Source organism: Psychroflexus sp. ALD_RP9, from assembly GCF_017311165.1.
Classification (GTDB): domain Bacteria; phylum Bacteroidota; class Bacteroidia; order Flavobacteriales; family Flavobacteriaceae; genus Psychroflexus.
Window position 1 is genome coordinate 1,530,590 of the sequence record NZ_CP062973.1, and the last position, 25,512, is coordinate 1,556,101.

23 protein-coding genes are annotated in these 25,512 nt (G+C 33.9%); 16 read left to right on the top strand and 7 right to left on the bottom strand.

All coding sequences use genetic code 11. The features are described from left to right. The first annotated feature begins 113 nt into the window (after positions 1 to 113). From IMZ30_RS07145 to IMZ30_RS07190, 10 genes are all read left to right on the top strand, one after another. Positions 114 to 461 (top strand): phage holin family protein, encoded by a 348-nt coding sequence (locus tag IMZ30_RS07145; protein ID WP_207037643.1) that lies wholly within the window; start codon positions 114 to 116, stop codon positions 459 to 461. After that, complete coding sequence (locus IMZ30_RS07150; protein ID WP_207037644.1) at positions 461 to 1,015, top strand: CPBP family intramembrane glutamic endopeptidase; 555 nt, start codon at positions 461 to 463, stop codon at positions 1,013 to 1,015. The genes IMZ30_RS07145 and IMZ30_RS07150 overlap by 1 nt, the downstream gene beginning before the upstream one ends. Positions 1,016 to 1,104: 89 nt before the next feature. After that, positions 1,105 to 2,427, top strand: a complete 1,323-nt coding sequence (gene tig, locus IMZ30_RS07155; RefSeq protein WP_207037645.1) for a trigger factor — start codon at positions 1,105 to 1,107, stop codon at positions 2,425 to 2,427. Positions 2,428 to 2,528: 101 nt separating this feature from the next. Further along, the gene (locus tag IMZ30_RS07160) at positions 2,529 to 3,203 is read left to right on the top strand and encodes an ATP-dependent Clp protease proteolytic subunit (protein WP_207037646.1); all 675 of its coding nucleotides are present in this window, start codon (positions 2,529 to 2,531) and stop codon (positions 3,201 to 3,203) included. A gap of 2 nt (positions 3,204 to 3,205) precedes the next feature. Beyond that, positions 3,206 to 4,438: an ATP-dependent Clp protease ATP-binding subunit ClpX gene (gene clpX, locus IMZ30_RS07165; protein WP_207037647.1), complete on the top strand. Its 1,233-nt coding sequence runs from the start codon at positions 3,206 to 3,208 to the stop codon at positions 4,436 to 4,438. Between the two features lie 196 nt (positions 4,439 to 4,634). Next, positions 4,635 to 7,556: a T9SS type A sorting domain-containing protein gene (locus IMZ30_RS07170; RefSeq protein WP_207037648.1), complete on the top strand. Its 2,922-nt coding sequence runs from the start codon at positions 4,635 to 4,637 to the stop codon at positions 7,554 to 7,556. 24 nt (positions 7,557 to 7,580) lie between these two features. Further along, the gene (locus tag IMZ30_RS07175) at positions 7,581 to 7,775 is read left to right on the top strand and encodes a hypothetical protein (protein WP_207037649.1); all 195 of its coding nucleotides are present in this window, start codon (positions 7,581 to 7,583) and stop codon (positions 7,773 to 7,775) included. A 103-nt stretch (positions 7,776 to 7,878) separates the two neighbouring features. Beyond that, entirely contained in the window at positions 7,879 to 8,466 is a 588-nt protein-coding gene (locus IMZ30_RS07180; protein ID WP_207037650.1) for a sugar transferase, read from the top strand. After that, a complete protein-coding gene (locus tag IMZ30_RS07185) occupies positions 8,450 to 9,589 on the top strand; it encodes a DegT/DnrJ/EryC1/StrS family aminotransferase (protein ID WP_207037651.1) in 1,140 nt (379 codons plus the stop codon). Before IMZ30_RS07180 ends, IMZ30_RS07185 begins: the two co-directional genes overlap by 17 nt. Before the next feature lie 6 nt (positions 9,590 to 9,595). Then, positions 9,596 to 10,171 carry a nitroreductase gene (locus IMZ30_RS07190; RefSeq protein ID WP_207037652.1) on the top strand — a complete coding sequence of 192 codons (576 nt, stop codon included), beginning with the start codon at positions 9,596 to 9,598 and terminating at the stop codon, positions 10,169 to 10,171. A 3-nt stretch (positions 10,172 to 10,174) separates the two neighbouring features. On the opposite strand, the gene IMZ30_RS07195 is transcribed toward IMZ30_RS07190, so the two are convergent. Beyond that, positions 10,175 to 10,675, bottom strand: coding sequence for a DUF456 domain-containing protein (locus IMZ30_RS07195; RefSeq protein WP_207037653.1), 501 nt, complete (start codon positions 10,673 to 10,675; stop codon positions 10,175 to 10,177). Positions 10,676 to 10,785: 110 nt separating this feature from the next. Between IMZ30_RS07195 and IMZ30_RS07200 the strand changes: the two genes are divergently transcribed. Genes IMZ30_RS07200 through IMZ30_RS07215 form a run of 4 tightly spaced genes read left to right on the top strand, consistent with a single transcriptional unit; the run spans position 10,786 to position 14,422 of the window. Further along, entirely contained in the window at positions 10,786 to 11,151 is a 366-nt protein-coding gene (locus tag IMZ30_RS07200; RefSeq protein ID WP_207037654.1) for a BlaI/MecI/CopY family transcriptional regulator, read from the top strand. Continuing rightward, positions 11,144 to 12,778, top strand: coding sequence for a M56 family metallopeptidase (locus IMZ30_RS07205; RefSeq protein WP_207037655.1), 1,635 nt, complete (start codon positions 11,144 to 11,146; stop codon positions 12,776 to 12,778). The genes IMZ30_RS07200 and IMZ30_RS07205 overlap by 8 nt, the downstream gene beginning before the upstream one ends. 9 nt (positions 12,779 to 12,787) lie before the next feature. Continuing rightward, complete coding sequence (locus IMZ30_RS07210) at positions 12,788 to 13,942, top strand: tetratricopeptide repeat protein (protein ID WP_207037656.1); 1,155 nt, start codon at positions 12,788 to 12,790, stop codon at positions 13,940 to 13,942. A gap of 39 nt (positions 13,943 to 13,981) precedes the next feature. Continuing rightward, the gene (locus IMZ30_RS07215; RefSeq protein WP_207037657.1) at positions 13,982 to 14,422 is read left to right on the top strand and encodes a hypothetical protein; all 441 of its coding nucleotides are present in this window, start codon (positions 13,982 to 13,984) and stop codon (positions 14,420 to 14,422) included. Here IMZ30_RS07215 and IMZ30_RS07220 read toward each other — a convergent pair. From IMZ30_RS07220 to IMZ30_RS07230, 3 genes are read right to left on the bottom strand one after another with little or no spacing between them, the layout of a single operon-like run. Further along, positions 14,412 to 15,266 (bottom strand): hypothetical protein, encoded by an 855-nt coding sequence (locus IMZ30_RS07220; protein ID WP_207037658.1) that lies wholly within the window; start codon positions 15,264 to 15,266, stop codon positions 14,412 to 14,414. The genes IMZ30_RS07215 and IMZ30_RS07220 overlap by 11 nt on opposite strands. Before the next feature lie 18 nt (positions 15,267 to 15,284). Further along, on the bottom strand, positions 15,285 to 16,379 hold the full coding sequence (locus IMZ30_RS07225) for a glycosyltransferase (RefSeq protein ID WP_207037659.1): 1,095 nt from the start codon (positions 16,377 to 16,379) through the stop codon (positions 15,285 to 15,287). Next, on the bottom strand, positions 16,366 to 17,301 hold the full coding sequence (locus tag IMZ30_RS07230; protein ID WP_207037660.1) for a lysylphosphatidylglycerol synthase domain-containing protein: 936 nt from the start codon (positions 17,299 to 17,301) through the stop codon (positions 16,366 to 16,368). The genes IMZ30_RS07225 and IMZ30_RS07230 overlap by 14 nt, the downstream gene beginning before the upstream one ends. A 24-nt stretch (positions 17,302 to 17,325) precedes the next feature. Between IMZ30_RS07230 and ruvC the strand changes: the two genes are divergently transcribed. Beyond that, positions 17,326 to 17,877 carry a crossover junction endodeoxyribonuclease RuvC gene (ruvC, locus tag IMZ30_RS07235; protein ID WP_207037661.1) on the top strand — a complete coding sequence of 184 codons (552 nt, stop codon included), beginning with the start codon at positions 17,326 to 17,328 and terminating at the stop codon, positions 17,875 to 17,877. Positions 17,878 to 17,932: 55 nt separating this feature from the next. On the opposite strand, the gene IMZ30_RS07240 is transcribed toward ruvC, so the two are convergent. From IMZ30_RS07240 to IMZ30_RS07250, 3 genes are all read right to left on the bottom strand, one after another. Further along, positions 17,933 to 18,127 carry a hypothetical protein gene (locus tag IMZ30_RS07240; protein ID WP_207037662.1) on the bottom strand — a complete coding sequence of 65 codons (195 nt, stop codon included), beginning with the start codon at positions 18,125 to 18,127 and terminating at the stop codon, positions 17,933 to 17,935. Positions 18,128 to 18,151: 24 nt separating this feature from the next. Further along, positions 18,152 to 22,675, bottom strand: a complete 4,524-nt coding sequence (locus IMZ30_RS07245) for a T9SS type A sorting domain-containing protein (protein WP_207037663.1) — start codon at positions 22,673 to 22,675, stop codon at positions 18,152 to 18,154. 334 nt (positions 22,676 to 23,009) lie between these two features. Further along, positions 23,010 to 24,227, bottom strand: coding sequence for a metallophosphoesterase (locus IMZ30_RS07250; RefSeq protein ID WP_207037664.1), 1,218 nt, complete (start codon positions 24,225 to 24,227; stop codon positions 23,010 to 23,012). A 106-nt stretch (positions 24,228 to 24,333) separates the two neighbouring features. Between IMZ30_RS07250 and hemW the strand changes: the two genes are divergently transcribed. Beyond that, positions 24,334 to 25,467, top strand: coding sequence for a radical SAM family heme chaperone HemW (gene hemW / locus IMZ30_RS07255; RefSeq protein WP_207037665.1), 1,134 nt, complete (start codon positions 24,334 to 24,336; stop codon positions 25,465 to 25,467). Positions 25,468 to 25,512: the final 45 nt, after the last annotated feature.

A 25,512-nucleotide genomic window follows, 5' to 3' on the forward strand; every position in this document is an offset into this window, starting at 1 on the left:
TGTTTTAAATAGATATTAACGCCTGCAGATAATTTAACCTAGTTAATATCTTTTCAAGTAAATATTTTGCGCCTCTATTTTAAATTGTATATTTAAACAAATCTAAAATTGATATGAAACTTATTTTAAGGTTACTTGTCTCTGCCATTATGGTGGTTGTTTTAGCAAATATACTGCCAGGAGTTTACGTTGGCGGTTTTTTAGAAGCTATTGTATTAGCAGTAGTCTTGGCTTTATTAAATATGTTTGTTAAGCCAATACTAATTGTTTTTACCCTGCCAGTCACAATTATAAGTTTCGGACTTTTTCTGTTGGTGATTAATGCCTTAATTATTTTATTAGCAGATAGTCTTGTTTCTGGTTTTCGAGTAGATGGTTTTTGGTATGCTCTAATTTTTAGTTTACTTTTATCTATACTCCAAGCGATCACTTTTAAATTAGCTGAAAAAGATCAGGCTTAATGCAAAAAAGTAAGTTGTTTATAGCGGCAACAATCACGTTGTTTGCATTTCCGCTAGTTGCTTTTTTAGTGAGTAACTTCAGTAGAAGCTTCAACTATTATGAGATTTTTCCTGAAAGGGTTTCAATTTTTAACTTAGCAATAGGTCTGGGCTTTGGTATTATAGTTTCAGCGGTTGCTGTTGCGATACTTCGGCTTAAAAAGTTTAAAGACTTAACACACAATTATCAAGTCTTGTTTAAGGGTATTGACGTAACTTGGGTTGATATTATTTTTTATTCAATTTGTGCAGGTGTTGGCGAAGAAATTTTCTTTCGTGGCATGCTATTAGAATTTATAGGTATTTGGCCAGCAGCTATTCTTTTTGTGGCACTTCATGGGTATATTTCATTCAAATCTACGCCAAAGCTAATTTATGCGGCTTATCTAATTATTGTTTCAGCAGGTTTTGGCTATTTATATGTTTATACCGATATCTATGCTGCAATGTTAGCACATGCTTTTTATGATGTAATTATGTTTTGGTTGCTGCTTAAGCCAAAGTCAAGAATTTAAATTTTCTCTTTTTTACAACTGATTTTCAAAAACTTGCCAAGACGTGAAATTAATTGTATTTTTGCAAATTCAAAAAATGACTTGATATAATGAATATTACTTTAGAAAATAAAGATGCTTTAAATGCAGTTGTAAAAGTAGATATCGCAAAAGAAGATTATAGCGATATAGTAGAAAAAGTATTAAATAATTACCGTAAAACAGCAAACATTCCTGGTTTTAGAAAAGGAAAAGTGCCAAAAGGACTTGTTAAAAAACAATATGGACAGTCTGTTTTAGTTGATGAGGTTAATAAACTTCTTCAAGAGTCATTAAATAATTACCTCACAGAAGAGAAACTTGATATTTTAGGTAATCCTTTGCCAAAACCACAAGATAACTTTAACTGGGAAGATGATGATTATAGCTTTGAGTTTGAGCTAGGCTTAGCGCCAGAGTTTGAGGTAAATCTTGACAATAAAAAACCAATTACGCATTACGTAATTACTGCTGATGATGAAATGGTAGATAACCAAATTAAGATGATTCAAAAGCAATATGGTAAAATCGTTGCTCAAGATGAAGTCAAAGAAGGCTACACGATTGAAGGAACTTTCCATAATCCAGAAGAAGAGATAGAGCAAAATGCAAGCTTTACTGTTGATGAGATTGAAGGAAAAAACAATAAAAAGAAATTAATCGGTGCTAAAACTGGCGAACAGGTTACTTTAAAGTCATCTAAGTTGTTTAAAGATGCAGCAACTTTAGCAAGTAAGCTTGGCATAGAAGAAGACAAAGCTAAAGATTTAAAAGTAGATTTAACTTTAGCCATAAACGAAGTTAATGAGCATGTTCCAGCTGAACTGAATCAGGAATTATTCGATAAATATTTCGGTGAAGGAGAAGTTAATTCTGAAGAAGAGTTGAAAGAACGCATTAAAGCAGATTCAGAAAAAACCTTTGCTCAACAAGGTGACCAGCAATTACTTAATGATGTTACTGAATATTTAGTTGAAAATACTTCATTCGATTTACCAGCTGAATTTCTTCAAAAATGGTTAAAGGTTCAAGGAGAAAAAGAATTGACTGATGAAGAAGCAAAAGAAGAATACGAAAAAAGCGAAAAAGGCTTAAAGTATCAATTAATTGAAGGTAAAATTATTAATCAAAACGACCTTCAAGTTCAAGCTGAAGATTTAAAGGCAATGACAAAAGAGCGTATCAAAATGCAAATGGCACAATTCGGTCAAACCGATTTACCAGAAGAGCAACTTGATGATATAGCTAATCGTGTGCTTTCTAATCAGGATGAAGCTAAAAAAATAGCAGAGCAGGCAATGAGTCAAAAATTACTTGACTTTTACAAAGAAAAATTGAACCTCAAAGAAGAAAAGCTATCTTACAAAGCTTTTATAGATAAGGTTTACAAATAAAAAACTAAATTTTTAAACTATGCTAAAAGGAAACTTTTAGCATAGTTTTTTCATATTCCATCGTAAATCAACTTATCTTAGCATTCCATTAAATTACAACTATGAATATTAATAAAGAGTTCGAAAAGTTTGCAACTAAAGATCAAGGAATTAACAGTAATTATTATAACCAAATAATTACCAGTATGTATCCTGTAGGTATGACGCCAAACATTATTGAAGAGCGTCAAATGAATGCCGTTGCGATGGATGTGTTTTCTCGACTAATGATGGATCGTATTATATTTCTAGGAACACCAATTAATGATCAAGTAGCTAATATTATACAAGCCCAATTGTTGTTTTTGGAAAGTACAGATGCAACAAAAGATATTCAAATTTACATTAATTCACCTGGTGGAAGTGTTTATGCTGGTCTTGGAATTTACGATACAATGCAATTTATCAAGCCAGACGTTGCAACAATTAATACAGGTATTGCAGCCTCAATGGGCGCGGTGTTATTATGTGCTGGGGCTGAAGGTAAACGAAGTGGATTGCCACATTCACGCGTTATGATACATCAACCAATGGGTGGCGCTCAAGGACAAGCTGATGATATTGAAATTACGGCTAAACAAATATTGATTTTAAAAGAAGAGTTATATAAAATTATTTCAAAACATTCAAAAAAAGACTACGACAAAGTCTACAAAGACGGCGATCGTGACTTTTGGATGGCGGCTAATGAAGCTAAAGATTACGGAATGATTGACGAAATTTTAGTACGAGAATAATTATGGCTAAAGAAATACTTGAATGTTCATTCTGCGGTAGAAAAAAATCTGAAACTAACTTATTGATTGCTGGTTTAGATGCACATATTTGTGATCGATGCATCGAACAAGCCCACGGAATCGTAATTGAAGAATCTAAGCACAGTGACGATGCAGACTTGTCATCTGAGTTAAAGCTGAGAAAGCCTAAAGCGATTAAAGCTTTTTTAGATGAATATGTAATTGGTCAAGATATGACTAAAAAAGTGATGTCTGTTGCCGTATATAATCACTACAAACGCTTACTTCAGCCTAAAAGTGATAATGATATAGAAATTCAAAAATCAAACATCATTATGGTAGGTCAAACAGGTACTGGAAAGACCTTAGTGGCCAAAACCATTGCAAAGATGCTCAACGTTCCTTTAGCAATTGTAGACGCAACCATTCTTACAGAAGCGGGTTATGTTGGCGAAGATGTTGAAACGATTTTAACAAAATTATTAGCGGCAGCAGATTATAACGTTGAAAAAGCCCAAAAAGGTATTGTATTTATTGATGAAATTGATAAAATCGCCCGAAAAAGTGATAACCCTTCAATTACACGTGATGTTAGTGGTGAAGGTGTTCAGCAAGCCTTGTTAAAATTATTAGAAGGTTCTACAGTTAATGTACCGCCAAAAGGAGGTCGTAAACATCCTGACCAAAAATTTATAGAGGTTGATACTGAAAATATTTTATTTATAGCAGGTGGTGCTTTTGATGGCATTGAACGTAATATTTCAAAGCGATTAAATATGCAAGCTGTCGGTTATGGTGCATCACTTAAAGGTGAAGATATTGATAAAGAAAACTATCTTAAATATATTACACCAAAAGATTTAAAAGACTTTGGTCTAATTCCAGAAATCATTGGGCGTTTACCAGTTTTAACTCATATGAATCCTCTTGATAAATCAACTTTAAAGCAAATTTTAACACAGCCTAAAAATGCCATTATCAAACAATATGAAAAACTGTTTGAAATGGATAATATAGAATTTTCTATCACTGATGGTGCTTTAGATTTTATTGTCGAAAAGGCTTTAGAGTATAAACTAGGTGCACGTGGCTTAAGAAGTTTATGCGAAACGATTTTAACCGATGCCATGTTCGATTTGCCAGAAAGTGGTGAATCTAAGTTTAAAGTGACCAAGACCTATGCAGAAAAAACCATAAGTCAATCTAATTTACAACAACTTAAAGCAGCGAGTTAAATTTTCCCTCAAATATTAAATTGATCAAATGCGAGTTATTAACTCGCATTTTTTTAATTAAAAGACAATCTTAAGCGAAAACAGCCATTTATTAATAAATGGTTATTTTTTTTAAAGCATATTTACATAGATTTAAATCTTAATCTAGTAGGTGTAAGAACATGTTTTTATATTTTTGTACATAAACATATAAATTATGAAGAAAACTATTTTTTATTTATTTATTTTATTTGGATTATCTGTATTTCAAATGAACGCACAGACTAGTCCTATAAATGAAACTTTTTCAAATCTAGGGCCTTACGGTGGTTACCAGACCGAAACCTGGACTGGTGATGATGGAGGAACCTGGACAGCAACAGATGCGAGAACGGATAGGTCCATTTCTGGTGCTGCTATAATGGTTCGTAATGGTGAACTAACAAGCCCTTCTGTAGCTGGTGGAATAGGCAGCTTAACAGTTACAACTCAAAGGCAATTTGGTGGTGGTTCAGGTAACATGGATTTAATAGTTAACGGAACATCTGTAGGATCTATCCCTTATGATGGAACGGTTCAAACAACTACCATTAATGGTATAAATGTTTCTGGTAACGTGACCGTTGTTATTGACGCAACGAATTCATCAAGCGATAGGGTTGTAATTGACGACTTACAATGGACAGCTTATGCAGCTGGTTCTCCTCTTTTAGTATCAGATGAAATTACTATTTCAAATTTAGATTATGAAATAGGTAGCGGCCCATCAAGTTCTCAATCATTCAATTTATCGGGTTCTGACCTTGATAATTCAGATGTCACTGTTTCTGTGCCTGTTTCCTCAGATTTTGAGATTGCTGAAACTACTACTGGCACTTATTCTAATTCAATAACACTCGCTTCTTTTGATGGTACAGCTACTGATATTTTTGTAAGACTAAAGTCAGGCTTGTCAATTAATTCATATTCTGATAATATAACAGTTACAGGTGGAGGAGCTTCTGACATTACTGTTGGTCTGGAGGGTGAAGTTAGTCCTGAACCTTACGACAACGAAGAGACTTTTGCGAATTATCCTGAAACTTCAGGCTCTTATGAAGATGGAGGCTTTTTAGGCTTGGCTGGAAATACTTGGAATTATTTAGCTGCAAGAGGAGATATTAATATAGATTCTGAGACGGTTACTTTAAGGAATAACTCATCATCTTCTTTAAATTCCAATATTAATGGTGGTATTTCTATATTTGAATTTGATTATCTACAAGCTTTTAGCACAGATGTGAATCTAGAAGTTTATGTAAATGGTTCTTTAGTAACAACTGTTACCTCATCTTCTGAACAAGGAGTAACTAAAAATTCTGGACAAATTACAGTTAACGAGCCAGGATCATTCACTATAGAATTTAAGCAGGCTTCAGGCGGTGGTCAGGTTGCAATAGATAATTTGAAATGGAATTCTTTTGCTATAACTCCTGATTACACATACGAAAGCGGCACCTGGAGTCCATCAAACCCTGTTGGATTTTCAACAGCTACCGATAATATTTTAATTGTTGATGGTAGCATTGATGTAACAGGAACATTAGTAGCTAATAATTTAGAAGTAGCTTCTGGTGCCACTTTAAATGTAACTTCTTCAGGAATTTTAGATTTAGCGGGCGATATAACAAACAATGGAAGCTTAACTTTCCAAAGCGATGCATCTGGTTCTGGTCAATTAGCTAATTTTTCTGGAAGCATCACTGGAGATATCACCACTGAGCGTTATATCCCTGCTAAGCGTGCTTTTCGTTTGATCAGTTCAGCGGTTGATGGTTCAACCATCGCCAACGCTTGGCAACAAGACACGCATATTACAGGTGCAGGTGGCGCTACCAATGGTTTTGACGCTACAAATACTGATAATCCGTCTATGTTTACATTCGATAATACAATCACTGACCAATCTAGTGGTGCTGGATGGCAAGCTGTCACTTCAACAACTGATGTGATTTCAGCGGGAACGCCATACCGTTTAATGGTGCGTGGTGATCGAACCATCGATTTAGCTGATAATGAAGCACCAGCCACAGCAACCACTTTAAGTGCTTCAGGTACAATGCATACAGGAAGCTATTCACCAACTTTAGCTACAGCAGCTAACAATTATAGTTTTGTGGGTAACCCTTATCAAGCGGTAGTTGATTTTGGTGCAGTAACTAAATCTAATCTCACAGATTTTATCTATGTTTGGGATGCTTCAATTGCTGGGTCTAATGGTAATGGTGGTTATATCACCGTTCAAATCTCAACTGGAAATATCACAGCACCTAGCCCAAGTAGTTCTGATGCCTCGCAATACATTGCACCAGGTCAAGCCTTTTTTGTGCAAAACAACGCCTCTGGTAATGGCTCAATTACCTTTGAAGAAGCTGATAAAGCCACAGGTCAAGCTCAGGTGAGTATTTTTAGTACCTACACTAACTTTTACATCAACTCGCGTTTATACAAAGCTTCAGCTTTACAAAACGGTGAGATGGAAAGTGATGCCATAGGATTACGTTTTAATGAAAACTATACCACGATTGGTAGTGATGAAGATGCGAGTAAATTGGCCAATCCAGGTGAAAACTATGCGATTGTAAACAATGGTTTTAAATCGATTGATAAGCAAAACATCCCAACTGATGGCCATCAAGTTGATTTATTGATGATGAACTATGAAGATACGGCTTACAGCCTAAGCTTCAATTTAGGGAATCAGCCTGAAACGCTTAAGGTTTACTTAAATGACAGCTATTTAAATACACAAACCGAATTAACAGAGAGCACAACTTATGACTTTACAGTTGATGCTAATGTGCCAGAGAGTATCGATCAAAACCGTTTTCATTTAAGTTTTGAAGAAGTGCCTTTAAATAACCAAAGTTTTGATGCCGGACAAGTTCGCTTGTATCCTAATCCAGTGGTTCATCAGTTACAAATTGAATTACCAGCTTCAGTTGAGATCAATTCAGTTCAAGTTTTCAATACCTTGGGTCAACAGGTGCTAACAACCACCCAATCTCAAGTTGATGTGAGTCAATTAGCCTCAGGTGTTTATGTGGTAGAGCTAGAAACTACAAAAGGGAAAGTGAGCAAGAAAATCATTAAGCAGTAATTCAAAACATTAAAACAGAAAAACATGAGACATACTTATAAATATGCATTATTAATGATGATGGTTTTAGTGGCCGTACAGTTAAATGCACAAGCATTAGAAGATGCCATTGGATTTGAAGACACGGTAAGTGACACGCCTGCGGCACCGATTCATTTTTTAATACCACTAGCCATTGCAGTGGGCGCTTTTTTAGGGATTAAAAAACTGAAAAAGTAAAAATAGTATCCTAACCAAAGTTAAAAGCGATGTTCAGTATTGAGCGTCGCTTTTTTTATTACACAGAAGTTCGTTTAACTTTTACAAAGTGTATTTTTGTAGTATGTATATAAAGTTTGGTAAAGTACTATTTGATACGCTTCTTGCTACAATACTTTTTTTGGCATTATTGCCTATTTTACTCCTAATATCTATAATTCTTTTATTCTTGCATAAAGATTCACCTTTCTTTACTCAAATTAGAATTGGTCAATACACTAAAGAATTTAAAATATATAAATTTAAAACGATCACTTCAACTGGTGAAAAATCATCTTTTATGAAATTTCTTAGAAAAACAAAACTAGATGAAACACTTCAACTACTTAATATTATAAAACAAGAGATGAGTTTTGTAGGGCCAAGACCTGACATTCCTGGATATTACGATCAATTATCCCCTAAATACAGCGCTATATCAAGTCTAAAACCAGGTTTAACAGGCTATGCTTCATTAAAATTTTCAAATGAAGAAAGTCTTTTGTCAAAACATAAAAACCCGCTTAAATATAATGACGAAGTTATTTTCCCTGAAAAATTACGTTTAAATTTGAAATATCAAAAAGAAATTTCGTTTAAAACAGACCTTAAGCTGCTTTTTATTACATTTTTAGTGGTTTTAAATTTAACTAACTATGACACAAAAATCTAAAATATGGTTATCTTCTCCGCACATGGGAGGCAACGAGCAAAATTACATTAATGAAGCTTTTGCAGAAAATTGGATTGCTCCGCTGGGGCCTAATGTAAATGCCTTTGAAGCTCAACTTGAAGATTATCTTAGTCCAAAATCTTACATTGCTACATTAAGTTCAGGAACAGCAGCTCTACACCTTGCGCTTGTCCAGTTAGGCGTAACATATGGAGACGAAGTTTTATGTCAAAGTTTTACATTTTCAGCTTCAGCTAATCCTATTATTTACCAAGGAGCCAAACCTATTTTTATTGATAGTGAAGAGCAAACTTGGAACATGTGTCCTCATCATTTAGAACAAGCTATTAAACACCGCTTAGAACACTACAAAAAGCCCAAAGCAATTATAGCTGTTCATTTATACGGAATGCCTTATCAAATTGAAAAAATTCATGCTATTGCTAAAGCTTATGATATTCCTGTTATAGAAGATGCTGCTGAAGCTTTAGGCTCAAGCTACAAAGCACAAAGTTGCGGTACTTTTGGTGAGTTTGCAGCTTTAAGTTTTAACGGTAATAAAATAATTACCACTTCTGGTGGAGGTGCCTTAGTTTGCAAAACGCTTGAAAGTAAACTAGAAACCGTGAAATATGCCACACAGTCGCGTGATGATGCACCACATTACCAGCACTCTCAATTAGGCTTTAATTACCGAATGAGCAATATTTGTGCAGGAATTGGGCGTGGACAAATGGAAGTGCTAGACCATCATATAGCTTTGAGAAGACAAATGCATGAGTTTTATAAAGCACTGTTTAAAAACGTTGATGGTATTGAAATATTTGAAGAACCCAACAGCAATTATGTTTCTAATCACTGGTTATCGGCTATAACCGTAGATCCCCAAATAACAGGTTTTACAAGAGAAGAACTTCGTTTGAAGTTATTAGAAGATCATATAGAAAGCAGACCTTTATGGAAGCCGATGCATTTGCAACCCTATTTTAAGGAAGCTTTGTTTTTTGGCAATAGCGTAGCAGAAACATTATTTGATCAAGGCCTATGCTTACCATCAGGATCTAACCTTTCTGATAATGATCGAGAACGCATCTCAAACCAAATCGAATCATTTTTAAAGTAAAGTTATATGAACCAAAATTCAAACACTATACAAGATATTATTCGTTTACGTCGATCAATATTTCCAGCCCAATTTAATGATGAGCCAATCACTGAAACAGAATTGCAACAAATTCTAGAAGCTGCTAATTGGGCACCAACACATCGCAAAACAGAGCCATGGCGATTTAAAGTTATGCAGGGTAAATCAAAAACTAAACTGAGTGCTTTTTTAGGAAGTTTATATTTAAAACACACTGAAAACCCTTCAAAATTTAAACATCGAAAAATCATCGATAAATTTCAGCAGTCCTCTTGTGTTATCGCGATTTGTATGCAACGTGACCCCAAAGAAAGTGTTCCTGAATGGGAAGAAGTTGCTGCAGTTGCAATGGCTGTTCAAAATATGTGGCTTGCAGCAACTGACTTAAAAATTGGTTCATATTGGAGTTCGCCAAAACTAATTAAACATTTTAATCAATTCTTTGATTTTGCTGAAGGCGAACGCTGTTTAGGTCTATTTTATATGGGAAAAACTGATCAAGATTGGCCTGAAGGTGAACGAAAGTCTAACATTGAAGATAAAATTGAATACTTTAATTAAGCTTTAAAACAAAAGCTCACGAGCGTCTATAACTTTATAAATAAAAAATACAGTAAAGCTTAAACAACAAACAAATTTGATAAAAGTTGAAGCTAAAAATCCCATAAAAGCGCCAGTTGCTGCCTTAAATGCATCTTGGTGTTGACGTTTATTAAATACCAATTCTCCAATAAAAGCACCAATAAACGAACCGATTAAAAACCCTAAAGGTATAGGCGAAAGTAAACCTAATATTAAGCCTACACTAGTGCCAATCATTCCGTATTTGCTGCCGCCATATCGTTTTGTACCATAAGCTGGTATTATATAGTCTAATATAAATATTATTAGAGCTAAAGTAAAAGTGATAGATAAAACTGTATAATTCATTGGGATGTCTGGAGCTAAATAGAAAAATAATAGTCCCAACCAACTAATCGGTGGTCCTGGTAATACAGGTAAAAAGCTACCAAAAATCCCTGTAATACATAATACAAATCCTATACTTATTAATAAAATACTCATCACTTCAATTTTAACGAGTTTAAATGTATCATTAAAATTTTAACACAGAAAATCAACTAAATATTTAGTTATATTTGGATTCATATTAAAGATTTAAAGCTGAAACCAAAATGAAAGAATTAACACGAGCAGAAGAAGAAATTATGCAAATTTTATGGCAACTTGACCATGCTAAAGTGAGTGAAATTATTGATCAAATGCAGCATAAAAAACCATCATATAATACAGTTTCTACCATTGTTCGTATTTTACAAGATAAGGGTTTTGTAAGTTTTAGAAAAGAAGGTCGCGGTTATCGCTATTTCCCTATTGTTAATAAAGAAGCTTATCAAGCTTCGCGAATGAACACGTATGTAAATAATTATTTTGACGGTTCATTTAAAAATATGCTGTCTTTTTTTGTGAAGAAAAAAGAAGTGAATGTTGATGACCTTGAAGCGATCTTAAATCAAATAAATCCCAAAGACGATGCTTAAATATTTACTTGATGTATTGGTTTTACAAGCTTTATTTTTAATAGCATTTCAGGCCATTAAACAAAGCCGACTTTTTCAACTTAATCGTTTGTTTTTATTGCTTTCTATTGGGTTATCTATACTTCTGCCACTGTTAAGTTTTAAATGGTTAACTGCTATTTTTGAAACTCCAGCTTTAAATTTTGAGCTTCAAATAGGTGAACTTTCAACCATGTTTATCGACAACACATCAACTGTAACCCAAATAGATACTTCAGCCGTAGCACAAAAATCTAAAATGCAATGGTCTTGGCTTCAAATTATAGTAACTATAGTTGGGTCAATTAGCTTACTTAAGTTGATTTTATTACGCTATAAATTTCGAAAAATCCAGAAAGTATTATCAACAGCGCGTTTTATGTGTTATGATCATGACTGCGAAATCTATTCTTTGCCTCATTCTACTGAAGCGTTTTCATTTTTGAAAAAAGTCTACATCGGAAGTGATTTTTCAGAAGCTCAATTCAAACACATTTTAGCACATGAAAAAATACACGCACAATCTCTGCATAGCTTAGATGTTCTTTTAATCGAGTTTTGCTCAGCAATTTTTTGGTTTAATCCTTTTTGGTACTGGTACAAAAGTGAATTTGCCCTTTTGCATGAATATGAAGCAGATGCTAAAGCTTCTAAACTAAGCTCCGTAAACGCTTACTTTCAGAGTTTGTTAAATGTAAGTTTTGGTACTCAAAACCTCAAATTTGTCAATCATTTTTTTAATCAATCAATCCTTAAAAAACGAATAATTATGTTACAACAATCTAACAAAAATCAGTTTAAAGCCATTAAATATTTATGGCTATTACCAGCTTTATTATTAAGCTTAACCTATTTATCATGCACTGAAGATAGTGTGAAAGATGATGTTTTGCAGCAGCAGATTCATCAAGAAGAAGCCGAAGTTTATCGGGCGAAATTTCAAAAAATTATTGATGCGAGATTAGCTGAAGGCCAAACTATTTTTGAAATTATGCAAAGTGATGAGTTTGATATTGAGCATAATGATACTAAAACAAAAGAAGAATTTTATAAATCTCAGGTCATAATGAAGAATCTTATGACTGTTGTTTATGAAGAAAAACCTGATGGAGAAGCGCGTTTAGCTGAAATGCAGGAAATGTTTACCCAAACTTATGAAGATTATCTGAAGTCTAAAAAAGACAAGCAAACATATACCGTCGAAACAGAATATGTTGAAGATACCGAACACACCAAAGGTTTAGATGTTGGGTTTATGCATGTAAATCAAGCGCCGTATTTCGAGACATGTGAAGGTTTAGTGAGTAATAAAGAAACCAAACAATGTGTTAGCCAATTCATTTCTGACTTTGTGAGTAAAAAAGCGATTGAAGTTGGATTAATACAAACAGCTAAAAATTTAGGATTTCAAGATATACAACGTGTTTACGTACAATTTAAAATTAATACTTTAGGAGAAATTGTTAACGTAAAAGCACGTGCGCCGCATCCTGACTTGCAACAAAAAGCAGAAACAATTATTAAACAATTGCCTGACATGATACCTGGCGAACATCATGGTGAAGTAGTTAATGTAGTTTATAGCTTGCCGATCACTTTTAAAATATAAATTTTGAGAATGTATAAGTTTTGGAAGACTACAATTCAAGTTGTGCTGGCTTGCCTATTGATTTCTTTTAAGGCACAATCGCAAGCTTCACAACTTGATAGTTTATATGCTATTGGTGAGTATAGCAAAGCTATTGGCTTGTATCAAAATCAAATTCCTTCAACTTTTAATGAGCGTATAAGTTTAGCTAAGATATATTTAGCGAAACAACAAAATAGTAAGGCTATAAATCTATACAAGCTTGCGTTAAATCAAAAACAGGTATTAAAGCATCGGTTTACTTATGCACAATTATTATTAGGACAAAAACAATATAAAGTCGCGGACTCTGTATTGACACAATTACATATTGATTACCCTAAAAATGCTGAGTTTGTTTATCAATTAGGGCTTTCAAAAAAACAGAGTAATACTACAAATTTAGATCAATATTTTGCTAAAGCAATTGCGTTAGATTCGACTCATTTACGTGCTTATTATGAGCTAGCATACTTTTACACTAACATAAAATCTTATAAAAAGGCGCAAGAAACCTGCTTAAATGCTTTAAAAATAGACTCAAAGCATAAAAAAATTCTTGGGTTGTTAGCTCAGGTTCTATATAATGATCATGCCTATAAATTAGCCTTAACATATTTTAAAGCATTTGATAAGCATTACGGTGTTCCAGAATTTATGCTAAAAAAGATGGCTTTTTCAGCTTGGTATTTACAAGATTTAGAATTAGCTATTAACTATTATAATCGGTTACTTCAATTAGAGCCAAAATCTTATCGTTACCATCAAAATATAGCAAAAGTGTACAATGCTTCAGGTAACTTTAAATCTGGTATGAGACATGCATTTTCAGCATTGCGAAATAAAGATGTTAGTCAAGCAAAGATTTACTATGAGCTTGGCGTGGCATTTTTAGGCACAAAACAATACAAACTGGCTGTAAGTACGTTTGAAAAAGTAATTGATGAAACACCAAGTTATGAATTAGCTTATGTGAAATTAGCACGAGCAGCAGATTTATTGTATCAAGATAAGTCTAAAGTGTTACCTTATTTTGAACGTTATGAAACCTATTTTGATGAAGTTGAAGATGCAGATTATAAAGACTTTATGTTGAGGCGTTTAAGTGATATTCGCCGAAAACTCCATTTCGATTCAGCAAAGTAATGTCAACTGAAGATTTATTACTTTTGTAGCATGAAGTTAATGATTAAGTTTTGTTTGTTGCTACTTTGCTTTTCTTGTCAACAATTTAAAAGCGAACCTGTTGAAGCAATTGTTGCTAAAGAAACTCGACAAATTAATTGGCAGTCTATAGACCAACTTCCTAAATTTTCAGCATGCGACCAAAGCGTTGATGAGTCACAAATTGAATGTTTTCAAAAAGCGATGTATCAGTCTATTAAATTAGATTCGTTGATTTCAACACACTCGAATTTAAAAACCGATTCATTACAGCTTCAAATAATTATCACAAAATCAGGTCATTTTCAGTTAGAATCAATTAAAACTAAAAATACAGGTCAAATACAAATATTAAACGAGAAATTAAAGATGTATTTTGCAGCACTAGAGCCTATTCAACCTGCCTATAAACGTGGTATTCCTGTAGACTTAAGGCTTTCGATACCAGTAATTATAAAGTAAATTTGAGTGATAAGGTAAAATCGACAGGTGTTTCGCCGTTATCTTCAACAGCTAAGGCGTAAAAATCGTTATAATTTACTGCCACTTGAACTGTTGGTGCTATTTGATAAGCCATGCCAATCCCAAAGCTAAAAGGTGTTTCAAGAGCTACAGACGATTCGTCATTTGTAATAATGCTGCCATCATTTTCCTCATAAACATCATCAAATTTTACAAAATCAAGACTAATAAACTCAGTTTCTAAAAACATGTTGAATTTTTTAGAATTGATAAATTTAAAGCGATGATTAATGGTAAATTGAGTTAGGCTAAAATTAACATCAGGCTGGTCTAAGGTTTGTCTTAGTTGTAAAAATAAACTGTGGCGCTTGTAGTTATTTAAACTAAAAAATTCAAGTTCAGCTCCTAAAACAGTAAAACGTTCATCGTTAAAATCATTAGTTAAGCCATTGGGTTTATTGAATAAAAAGGTGTTACTAACACCACCGAAAACTCCTAAACGAACTAAATAGCCATTATTTTCTTTTTTGAAATTTAAGTTGTATTGTTTTGTAAATGTGATCAGCGCTCTTAATCGAAAATTAAGTTGATTGATTTTAGACTCAAACTCATGACCAATCAGTTGCTTATATTTTACTTTGTAGTTGTTTTTGGTAATTTTTTCAAACTGATCTTTAAAAGAAATAAAAAACGTGTTTTTATCTCCATTTACATTAGCATAAAGTGATAATTCGCCATCAACAAGTGTTTTCAAATTATAATTTTCACCTTCAATGGTTTGATTTTCTTGAGAAAAACTTAAAAGAAAACAGTTTAATGCTAAAAATATCAATAGCTTTTTCATAATTATTGGAGTTAATTCTTATTTCCAAATATATTTATTATTAAACAAACTTAAGCTAAATGCTAACAATAAAAATGGATAGATAAGGCTAATTTTTAAAAGTTGACGTACACACAAACTTAAATGATAAGGCTTAGAAAATGACATAATTAGGTTGACATCAACTAAGATTTTACTAATTACGAAACAACTAAAAGCTATCGGAGACATGTATTGAAGCATGACCAAAACTAAAGCTATAATAAGATTAATATGCCCCAAAAATAAGACTAGATTGAGCCAATTGGCCATGTTATCTTTAAAGTGTGTACTTTTACTAAACCAGCGTTTGCGTTGGTTTAAAAGCGACTTAAGATTTTCACAGGGTAAAGTGATAACAACGTCTGAAGTATTTAGGTACTTAATAGTTAGGTTGTGTTTTAAAAATGTTTCTAATAAAAAATGGTCATCACCACTTACTATGTCAATATTAGTTTGATAAGGTTTTACTTTTTTAAAACTTTCTTTTTTATAAGCCATATTTGCAGCATTACAACTTATAGGTTTACCAAGTAAGTAACTCGCTTTAGTTATAGCTTGTATAGCTAAGAAATCATAGTACTGAAAATTCTTCCAAAAAGAGCTTTGTTTATCACAGCTTACAGGACCAAAAACCAATTGAGCTTTACTAGATAAAAACTGATGAGAGTAGTCTTGTAAAAGATACACAGGTAAATAGCAATCTGCATCAGTTGTAAATATATAATCGTACTTAGCTTGATTTACGCCTAAAATTAGAGCTGATTTTTTCCCTGATTTAGGCTTTATTAGATCGATAATTTTAAAATTTAGAGGAGACTTTTTTAACTTATTTCGTATCACTTCAACCGAAAGATCAGTTGAGTGGTCGTTAATAAAAATCACTTCAAAATCGTCTCTAGAATATTTAAGGTCGTTCAAGGACATCAATAATGGTTCTATTCGCTTCTCTTCATTTTTAAAAGGAACCAAAATGCTGAATTTTATTTTACTAGTAGAATGTACTTCCTTAAAACTCGATCGTTTCAACTTAAAAATACATAGTGCAATAACAACTAGATAACATAAATGAAGTGAATAGCTAAGTAATAACATTTGCTTTTAGTTTAGTCCTGTATAGACCTTGTAATAAGCTTCCAATCATCGCAGGAAGTGCAAAATTAAACAACCACATCAAACTAAACCCGGTTAAGATTAAACTTGGAGTTTGGTTTAGATAACCAAAAATTAGAAGTCCTAAGCTGCTCTTAATGGCAACATCTACCACAAAAAAACTTGGAATAACTGAGCTCAAAATATACATTACATTAACGGCCATTAAAGTATCTAAATAACTAAGCTTAATACCAAAAGCCCATAAAATAAGCACTAACTGGTGACTAAATACCAAATGTTTTAATAATGATAAACCAATTTGCTTGGGAAATTTAGATAAATAAGGTTTAAGTAGAATTAATTTTTTTCTAAGTTTTGGGTGGTATTGTATAAAAGCAAATACCACTAAAATAACTACTAACCCAATAACTAAAAACTGAAAATTTTGAAACTCTTTAAAAGTAAAGTTAATGAAATACACCAGACCAAAACCACCAAAAACAATAGTGCTTAAAAGTTGAGAAAACTGACTTACACCATTTGAAATCGCTACATATTGCCGTTGAAAAGAATCGTAAAACAAAGCCTTTGCGATATAATCACCAAGCCGGTTGGGTGTGAAAATTGCTAAACTATGACTTTTAAGATTTTGAAATAAGGCTATTTTAAACGAGATATTAATTTTCGGCTTTAATACCAATTTCCATTTTAGGCTGTCTAACAACCAGTTGAAGCTAGATAGAATTAGATTAATGATTACAAAGCAAAAAACTAAGCGGACATCATATTTATTTAGGGTCAAAAAAACTTGATCAAACCCTGCTGCAGATGTATTTATTTTGTACCAAATAAAAAGTACACTTAATAATGGCAGCCCAAATTTTAATACAAGCTGTATTATTTGATTAGCTTTGTAATTCATATTACAAAGAAACAATTTTTATACGTGTCGACTGAAAAAATTATTTTAGGAATAGATCCTGGTACAACCATTATGGGATTTGGAGTGATTAAGGTTGTCCATAAAAAAATGGAGTTTATACAACTTAATGAACTCAACTTAAAAAAATACAGTGACCATTACACTAAACTTAAATTGATTTTTGAACGTACAATAGAATTAATTGACACGCATCACCCTGATGAAATTGCTATTGAAGCCCCTTTTTTTGGGAAAAATGTACAATCTATGCTTAAGCTTGGTCGTGCTCAAGGTGTTGCTATGGCTGCAGGATTAACGCGCCAAATCCCAATTACCGAATACTTGCCTAAGAAAATAAAGATGGCCATTACAGGTAATGGAAATGCCAGTAAAGAGCAAGTCGCTAAAATGCTACAAAGCCTATTAAAAATTAAAGAATTACCAAAAAATCTAGATTCTACAGATGGATTAGCAGCTGCAGTTTGTCATTATTACAATAGCTCAAACCAAATCTCTTCAAAATCCTATTCAGGCTGGAAAGCTTTTGTTACCCAAAACGAAAAAAGGCTTAAATAAAAAAAGCGACGCTCAATACTGAACATCGCTTTTAACTTTGGTTAGGATACTATTTTTACTTTTTCAGTTTTTTAATCCCTAAAAAAGCGCCCACTGCAATGGCTAGTGGTATTAAAAAATGAATCGGTGCCGCAGGCGTGTCACTCACCGTGTCTTCAAATCCAATGGCATCTTCTAATCCTTGTGCATTTAACTGTACGGCCACTAAAACCATCATCATTAATAATGCATATTTATAAGTATGTCTCATGTTTTTCTGTTTTAATGTTTTGAATTACTGCTTGATGATTTTCTTGCTCACTTTCCCTTTTGTAGTTTCTAGCTCTACCACATAAACACCTGAAGCTAATTGACTCATATCAACTTGAGATTGAGTGGTTGTTAGCACCTGTTGACCCAAGGTGTTGAAAACTTGAACTGAATTGATCTCAACTGAAGCTGGTAATTCAATTTGTAACTGATGAACCACTGGATTAGGATACAAGCGAACTTGTCCGGCATCAAAACTTTGGTTATTTAAAGGCACTTCTTCAAAACTTAAATGAAAACGGTTTTGATCGATACTCTCTGGCACATTAGCATCAACTGTAAAGTCATAAGTTGTGCTCTCTGTTAATTCGGTTTGTGTATTTAAATAGCTGTCATTTAAGTAAACCTTAAGCGTTTCAGGCTGATTCCCTAAATTGAAGCTTAGGCTGTAAGCGGTATCTTCATAGTTCATCATCAATAAATCAACTTGATGGCCATCAGTTGGGATGTTTTGCTTATCAATCGATTTAAAACCATTGTTTACAATCGCATAGTTTTCACCTGGATTGGCTAATTTACTCGCATCTTCATCACTACCAATAGTGGTATAGTTTTCATTAAAACGTAATCCTATGGCATCACTTTCCATCTCACCATTTTGTAAAGCTGAGGCTTTGTATAAACGCGAGTTGATATAAAAGTTAGTATAAGTACTAAAAATACTCACCTGAGATTGACCTGTGGCTTTATCAGCTTCTTTAAAGGTAATTGAGCCATTACCAGAGGCATTGTTTTGCACAAAAAAGGCTTGACCTGGTGCAATGTATTGCGAGGCATCAGAACTACTTGGGCTTGGAGCTGTGATATTTCCAGTTGAGATTTGAACGGTGATATAACCACCATTACCATTAGACCCAGCAATTGAAGCATCCCAAACATAGATAAAATCTGTGAGATTAGATTTAGTTACTGCACCAAAATCAACTACCGCTTGATAAGGGTTACCCACAAAACTATAATTGTTAGCTGCTGTAGCTAAAGTTGGTGTATAGCTTCCAGTTTGTAAACTACCTGAAGCACTTAAAGTGGTTGCTGTGGCTGGTGCTTCATTATCAGCTAAATCGATGGTTCGATCACCACGCACCATTAAACGGTAAGGTGTTCCCGCTGAAATCACATCAGTTGTTGAAGTGATAGCTTGCCATCCAGCGCCACTAGATTGGTCAGTGATTGTATTATCGAATGTAAACATAGACGGATTATCAGTATTTGTAGCGTCAAAACCATTGGTAGCGCCACCTGCACCTGTAATATGCGTGTCTTGTTGCCAAGCGTTGGCGATGGTTGAACCATCAACCGCTGAACTGATCAAACGAAAAGCACGCTTAGCAGGGATATAACGCTCGACTTCAACTGTTCCTGTGCCTGAAATAGTACCTGTAAACTCGTCTAATTGAGCTGTTGATGTTGCATTACTCTTAAAAGTGATTGTTCCATAATTTACCATGTCATTAGATAAATTTAAACTAGCAGTAGGGTTGATATCGAGTGTTGCTCCATTATCTACAAAAATATTGTTAGTATTAACATCACTTGAAATATCTGGTGTGCCACCAGCATTTACATATAAATTATCATTTGCAGAAATAAACCCATCAGGTTCGTTGGTCCATGCAGTACCGTCCCAGAGATACACAGTAGATTCGCAAGAAACTGAAGCTGTAAAACCTTCTCTAGTAACTGATCCATCAGATTCTAGTACTAATGTAATACAGCCCGATGCTGAAGTTGCTGCAATAGAAACACCAAGTAAATCACCTGAACCGGAAGCTGTTGTATCATCTCTATCCCAACACCACTGGGTTCCTCCAGCTGGTGGGTCTATTGTTGCTGCGCTTGTATTATTACCATCGTAAACAGTTAAGCCATCATAGCATCCTGTTCCATTGTTTTCAAAGCTAAATTCAGAAAAGTTAATGACTACTTTGTCACCAGGATTATCTGGACAAATAGTTATTGTTTCATTAGCGCTACTTGAATAGTCAGAACCAACTCCTCCTGAATCTGTAGCTAAATCTCCAGCACAAAAATCTTTTAATGTTGTAAAACTAACTGCGCTTGACCAGTCACTTTTATCTCCACCGCCGCAATCACTTCTAACGTAGGCATCATAATCTGTATTCCCAGATAATCCTGAAGCAGAAACACTTGTGCCAGTAACACCGTTTGCAGAATCTGCAAAAGGGCCAACATCTGGGTCATCACCAGAAGCCACAATTACCCAATCGTAACCGCTGCTAGCAGTGGCTTCTAAATCCCAATCTAGGTCTACACCTGAAGAGGTAATGTTAGATACGGATAAGTTTTCTGGTGTGATACAGCTTGGAGCTTCTTCAAAAGTCACGTCATCTATAGCGATGTCATCTCTAAAACCACCTTCATCTGTTATCGTAAATCTGACCTGAGCGTCACCAGTAAATGTAAGTGAACTCAATGCTATTTCTTTTCTTTCCCAACCATTAGTATCTGCACTAAAGCTACCTACATTATTCCATGAACTTCCGTCATAAACTTCAACATCTAAAGTAGCGTTAGGATCTGAACCACTATCACTAATCATATAAAAAGCAACTTGCGGTGTAGTGAGTGAACTTAAATCTATAAAAGGACTTGTTAGTGTGCTTGGTCCTTGAGAGCCAGAATTATCAATCCATGCAAAATAGTTACCGCTATCGGTTGAGCCAGTAATAGTTCCGCCATCACCAATATTTTCACCAGCACCAGTAGTGTCGTAATTCCAAGCTTCGCCCCCAGATTCTGTCCAGCAATCAGGAGTTGCTCCTGCATTTTCAAAGTCTTCTGTCCATGGTAGAGATTCTGTATTACAAGCTGTTGTAAAACTAACTGCGCTTGACCAGTCACTTTTATCTCCACCGCCGCAATCGCTTCTAACATAGGCATCATAATCTGTATTTGGAGATAATCCTGAAGCAGAAACACTTGTGCCAGTAACACCGTTTGCAGAATCTACAAAAGGGCCAACGTCTGGGTCATCACCAGAAGCTACGATTACCCAATCGTAACCGCTGCTAGCAGTGGCTTCTGTATCCCAATCTAGGTCTGCACCTGAAGAGGTGATATTAGATACGGCTAAGTTTGCAGGTGTGATACATGACGGGATTTCTTCAACTGTAAAGTCTGTAATATATAAATCATGGTCACTAAAACCACTACTTGCTACAGCATAAATACCAAATTTTACAGTTCCTGTATAACTTGATAAATCATACGTATCAGTTTGTCCTGTATTTGATGGTTCAGAACCATCAGTGTATGTGCCTAAGCTGGTCCAGCTTGCTCCATCATCAGTTGAAATCACAAGACCAACTTCATCGTCAACAGAAAAATTAGCGGGTGTGCTTAAATTATTATAAGCTGAAGCTGCAATACCTAAAGCTAAACGATAATCTGTTGTCGTGCCTAAATCAAAATTTTCAGTGACTAACCATTGTGCTGTAGTATTTGTATACATGTTATAATATGCACTATCATCACCGTTAAATGAATCACTTCCCCAAGATGATGTACCAGTTGAAGTTATATTAGTATTAGTTCCTGTAGCTTCCTCCCAACAATCATTCAAAAATGTGGTAAAACTTTCGGTATATGGGAAATTAATTACTGTATTACAAAGCGTTGTAAAACTAACTGCACTTGACCAATCGCTTTTATCACCACCGCCACAGTCACTTTTAACGTAGGCATCATAATCTGTATTCCCAGATAATCCTGAAGCAGAAACACTTGTACCAGTAACACCGTTTGCAGAATCTACAAAAGGACCAACATCTGGATCATCTCCAGAAGCTACGATTACCCAATCGTAACCGCTAGTTGCAGTTGTTTCTGTATCCCAATTTAAGTCGACTGTTGAAGAACTAATACTAGATGTAGTTAGATTAATTGGTGCAATACAAGATGGAGCATCATCATAGTTTACAGTTACTGACCAAGTACCGTCATCTACCTTATTGTAGGTAGTATTACATCCCGTTGGTGTAAAACCTGGCCCATAGGTTCTGTAGACATCAAGTTCGAAAGTAATACTGGTGTCTGTTAACCCGTCAGCAAGCGTAATTGTTCTATTATATGAAAATGTACCTCCAGAACTTCCTGAACCGCTTATAAATGATTCTTCATTACCATTATTGGTAACACGAATTCGACTTCTTTGCTCACTCTGCCAAGCTCCGCTAGCTGCAGTCATATCATAAGCAATATCTACACTAGTTACTATTTTGCCTGAAGGTATTGTAACTGTTAAAGAACCTGTTGCAGCTGAACATGCCATTGCATCACTTACATCAGTTGGTATGTCTCCACTGGTGTAGGTTTCAGTTACTGAACCTGATTGACCATAACTTGAAATATTAAATAAAATGAAACATGATATCAGAATTAGATTTATAGGTATTTTAAATTTGTTCTGATGAAAACTTAAAAAAGTTTTCCAGCTATTGTAATTTGAATTATTAGTTTTTTGTTGCATGCTTTTTCGTTTTTAATTGTTAGTATTTTAAATATGGATAGATAAAATTAATAATTTATTAACATAAAAAAGACAATAATGGTAAATTTTTTCAAAAAAATTAAAATAGGATAATAAATGTGGTTATTGTTGAGTCACTACAAAACCAATTGAATTCTAGGGTTTGTACTTAGAATCGATGCAAAAGTGTTTATAATTTATCTCAGGAAACAGCTAAAAAAAACTATCAAGATACTTTAATTTTAATGTATCATTCATTTAAACCTATTTTGTTTACAGGTTATTTTGTAATGATGATCTGTAATTGAAATGTGTAATAATAAAAGCTATTTAACTAAGCCTTTTTCAATTTAATAACACTTATTTCTGGCCATATACCAACTCGCCCTGGATAGGCTAAGAAGCCAAAACCTCGATTAACATTAATGAATCGATTTTCATGTTTATAAATGCCAGCCCATTGTTTATAACGGTATTGAACAGGACTCCACTTAAACCAACCAGGTATTTCGATGCCAAATTGCATGCCATGTGTATGACCACTCAAGGTTAGTTGTAAATTTTTGGGATGTTTGTGTAAAACTTCATCCCAGTAAGATGGGTCATGACTCATAACGACTTTAAAATCTTTAGGTGATAAACTTTCACAAGCTTTATCGATATCACCAGCCTTTTTAAAACCGCCTTTTCCCCAATTTTCTACACCAATAAGGTGTAAGTTTTGTTGATTTCTAGAAATTTTTATGTGTTCATTGCGCAGTAATTGCCAACCCATTGCCTTGTGTGTATTAACAAAGTCACTGAAGTTTTTTTGCTTTTCGGCTTCAGTTTCCCAATCGTGATAGTCACCATAATCGTGGTTACCTAAAATAGAATAAACACCATCTTTAGACTTCAACTTTGAAAACGTATCTAACCAGGGTTGCATTTCTTCCGCTAGGTTGTTCACCAAATCTCCTGTAAATAATATACAATCAGAGGCTTGTTCATTGATTAAATTAACTGCATATTCAATTTTTTGCTTGTTATCGAAACTTCCAGAATGTATATCGCTAATTTGTGTGATTTGATAACCATCAAAAGCTTCAGGTAAGTCTTCAAAACTGAGTTCGTAGGTTAAAACTTTAAAATTATACTTGCCTTTGTACATGCCGTATAATAAAGAAATAAAAGGGATTGCACCTAGGCCAAGCGCTAATTGGCTTACAAATTTACGTCGGGAATTGCTGTATGCTTTTGATTGTTTTGAGGTGTTTATTTTGTGCCAGAAAAATTTTAAAAACCGCGTTAAATCTTCAAAAAATAGTATAATGATGCTTGTTGCTTTTAATGCAAATACACTTAAAAATAAACCGATAAAAAAACCACGATTTCCGCCAAAAGTGCCGCCAGTGACAGGTTGGTTGAAGCTATAGAGCATCAAAAAAAACGGGATAAGTGTTAAAAGTACAAAGCCAATGCGTATGGCCCAAGATTTACTTAACTTTTTAATGGCTTGAAAAGCATAAAATTCAAGGCTTAATAAAAATAATATTAAGAAAATCCACCGCATCTTTTTTTCTGGCAAATATAATCGGCTTCTTCAGCCTAAGTTTATATTTTAAAATTAAATTAGCGTTTGAGGGAAGTAGTTTCAATTTCCCATTTACCTTTGTGTTATGTCTGGTATTTATATTCATATTCCATTTTGTAAACAAGCTTGCCATTATTGTGATTTTCATTTTTCAACCACACGCAAACATCAATCTAGAATGGTTAAAGCCATTTGTCAAGAATTAAAACTGCGTAAAGAAGACATAAATTCTGGTATAAATACCATTTATTTTGGTGGTGGGACGCCGAGTTTATTGAGTAAAACTGAAATTAACCAGATCCTGCAAACAATTAAGGCTTATTTTGAGGTTAATTCGCAAGCTGAAATTACTTTAGAAGCTAATCCAGACGATTTATCTGATGAGTATTTAAAAGAAATAGCTTCAACTGAAATAAATCGCTTAAGCATTGGTGTACAATCTTTTTTTGAAGACGATTTAAAATTGATGAATCGTGCACATGATGCAACCGAAGCTATAAATTCAATTAAATTAGCCAAAACCTATTTTGATAATATTAGTATCGATTTAATTTATGGAATTCCTAATATGAGTATTCAAAAATGGGAAGCCAATTTGGCACAGGTTTTTGAGTTTGATATTCCACATGTATCATGTTATGCTTTAACAGTAGAACCTAACACTGCTTTAGAACGCTTTATTGCTAAAGAAGTAATTGCTCCTGTTAATGATGATTTGGCCCGCGATCACTATGATGTTTTGCAAATACAAATGCGAAATAGAGGTTATAAAAATTACGAATTTTCGAATTTTGGGAAACCCAACTTTTATTCACAAAATAATTTAGCTTATTGGACAGGCAAACCCTATTTAGGTATTGGTCCATCAGCACATTCGTTTAATGGATATCAACGTTCCTGGTCGATTAAACATAATATTAAGTACTTAAAAGCTATTGAAGCTAAACAGTTACCTTTAGAGATTGAACATCTTACAACAACCGATCGCTTTAATGAATTTATTATGACCCGTTTACGCACTAGTTTAGGTGTTGATTTAAATGAAGTAGAAGCAAAGTTTGGCTTAACTTACCGGGCTTATTTAACAGACCAACTTCAACCTTTATTAAAAGACCAATTGGTTAGTGTCAACTCAAACGAAGTTATTCATGTAACTGAAAACAATAAGTTTTTAACGGATGGTATTTCAGCTGAATTATTTAAGCTCAATTTAGAATAATTAATACTGAGTCAAGCAAATTAAATTATTTTCATCGAAACTTTA

Coding starts and splice junctions, on each gene's coding strand:
- IMZ30_RS07145 (WP_207037643.1), top strand. CDS start 114: ATGAAACTTATTTTAAGGTTACTTGTCTCTGCCATTATGGTGGTTGTT.
- IMZ30_RS07150 (WP_207037644.1), top strand. CDS start 461: ATGCAAAAAAGTAAGTTGTTTATAGCGGCAACAATCACGTTGTTTGCA.
- tig (WP_207037645.1), top strand. CDS start 1,105: ATGAATATTACTTTAGAAAATAAAGATGCTTTAAATGCAGTTGTAAAA.
- IMZ30_RS07160 (WP_207037646.1), top strand. CDS start 2,529: ATGAATATTAATAAAGAGTTCGAAAAGTTTGCAACTAAAGATCAAGGA.
- clpX (WP_207037647.1), top strand. CDS start 3,206: ATGGCTAAAGAAATACTTGAATGTTCATTCTGCGGTAGAAAAAAATCT.
- IMZ30_RS07170 (WP_207037648.1), top strand. CDS start 4,635: ATGAAGAAAACTATTTTTTATTTATTTATTTTATTTGGATTATCTGTA.
- IMZ30_RS07175 (WP_207037649.1), top strand. CDS start 7,581: ATGAGACATACTTATAAATATGCATTATTAATGATGATGGTTTTAGTG.
- IMZ30_RS07180 (WP_207037650.1), top strand. CDS start 7,879: ATGTATATAAAGTTTGGTAAAGTACTATTTGATACGCTTCTTGCTACA.
- IMZ30_RS07185 (WP_207037651.1), top strand. CDS start 8,450: ATGACACAAAAATCTAAAATATGGTTATCTTCTCCGCACATGGGAGGC.
- IMZ30_RS07190 (WP_207037652.1), top strand. CDS start 9,596: ATGAACCAAAATTCAAACACTATACAAGATATTATTCGTTTACGTCGA.
- IMZ30_RS07195 (WP_207037653.1), bottom strand. CDS start 10,675: ATGAGTATTTTATTAATAAGTATAGGATTTGTATTATGTATTACAGGG.
- IMZ30_RS07200 (WP_207037654.1), top strand. CDS start 10,786: ATGAAAGAATTAACACGAGCAGAAGAAGAAATTATGCAAATTTTATGG.
- IMZ30_RS07205 (WP_207037655.1), top strand. CDS start 11,144: ATGCTTAAATATTTACTTGATGTATTGGTTTTACAAGCTTTATTTTTA.
- IMZ30_RS07210 (WP_207037656.1), top strand. CDS start 12,788: ATGTATAAGTTTTGGAAGACTACAATTCAAGTTGTGCTGGCTTGCCTA.
- IMZ30_RS07215 (WP_207037657.1), top strand. CDS start 13,982: ATGATTAAGTTTTGTTTGTTGCTACTTTGCTTTTCTTGTCAACAATTT.
- IMZ30_RS07220 (WP_207037658.1), bottom strand. CDS start 15,266: ATGAAAAAGCTATTGATATTTTTAGCATTAAACTGTTTTCTTTTAAGT.
- IMZ30_RS07225 (WP_207037659.1), bottom strand. CDS start 16,379: ATGTTATTACTTAGCTATTCACTTCATTTATGTTATCTAGTTGTTATT.
- IMZ30_RS07230 (WP_207037660.1), bottom strand. CDS start 17,301: ATGAATTACAAAGCTAATCAAATAATACAGCTTGTATTAAAATTTGGG.
- IMZ30_RS07240 (WP_207037662.1), bottom strand. CDS start 18,127: ATGAGACATACTTATAAATATGCATTATTAATGATGATGGTTTTAGTG.
- IMZ30_RS07245 (WP_207037663.1), bottom strand. CDS start 22,675: ATGCAACAAAAAACTAATAATTCAAATTACAATAGCTGGAAAACTTTT.
- IMZ30_RS07250 (WP_207037664.1), bottom strand. CDS start 24,227: ATGCGGTGGATTTTCTTAATATTATTTTTATTAAGCCTTGAATTTTAT.
- hemW (WP_207037665.1), top strand. CDS start 24,334: ATGTCTGGTATTTATATTCATATTCCATTTTGTAAACAAGCTTGCCAT.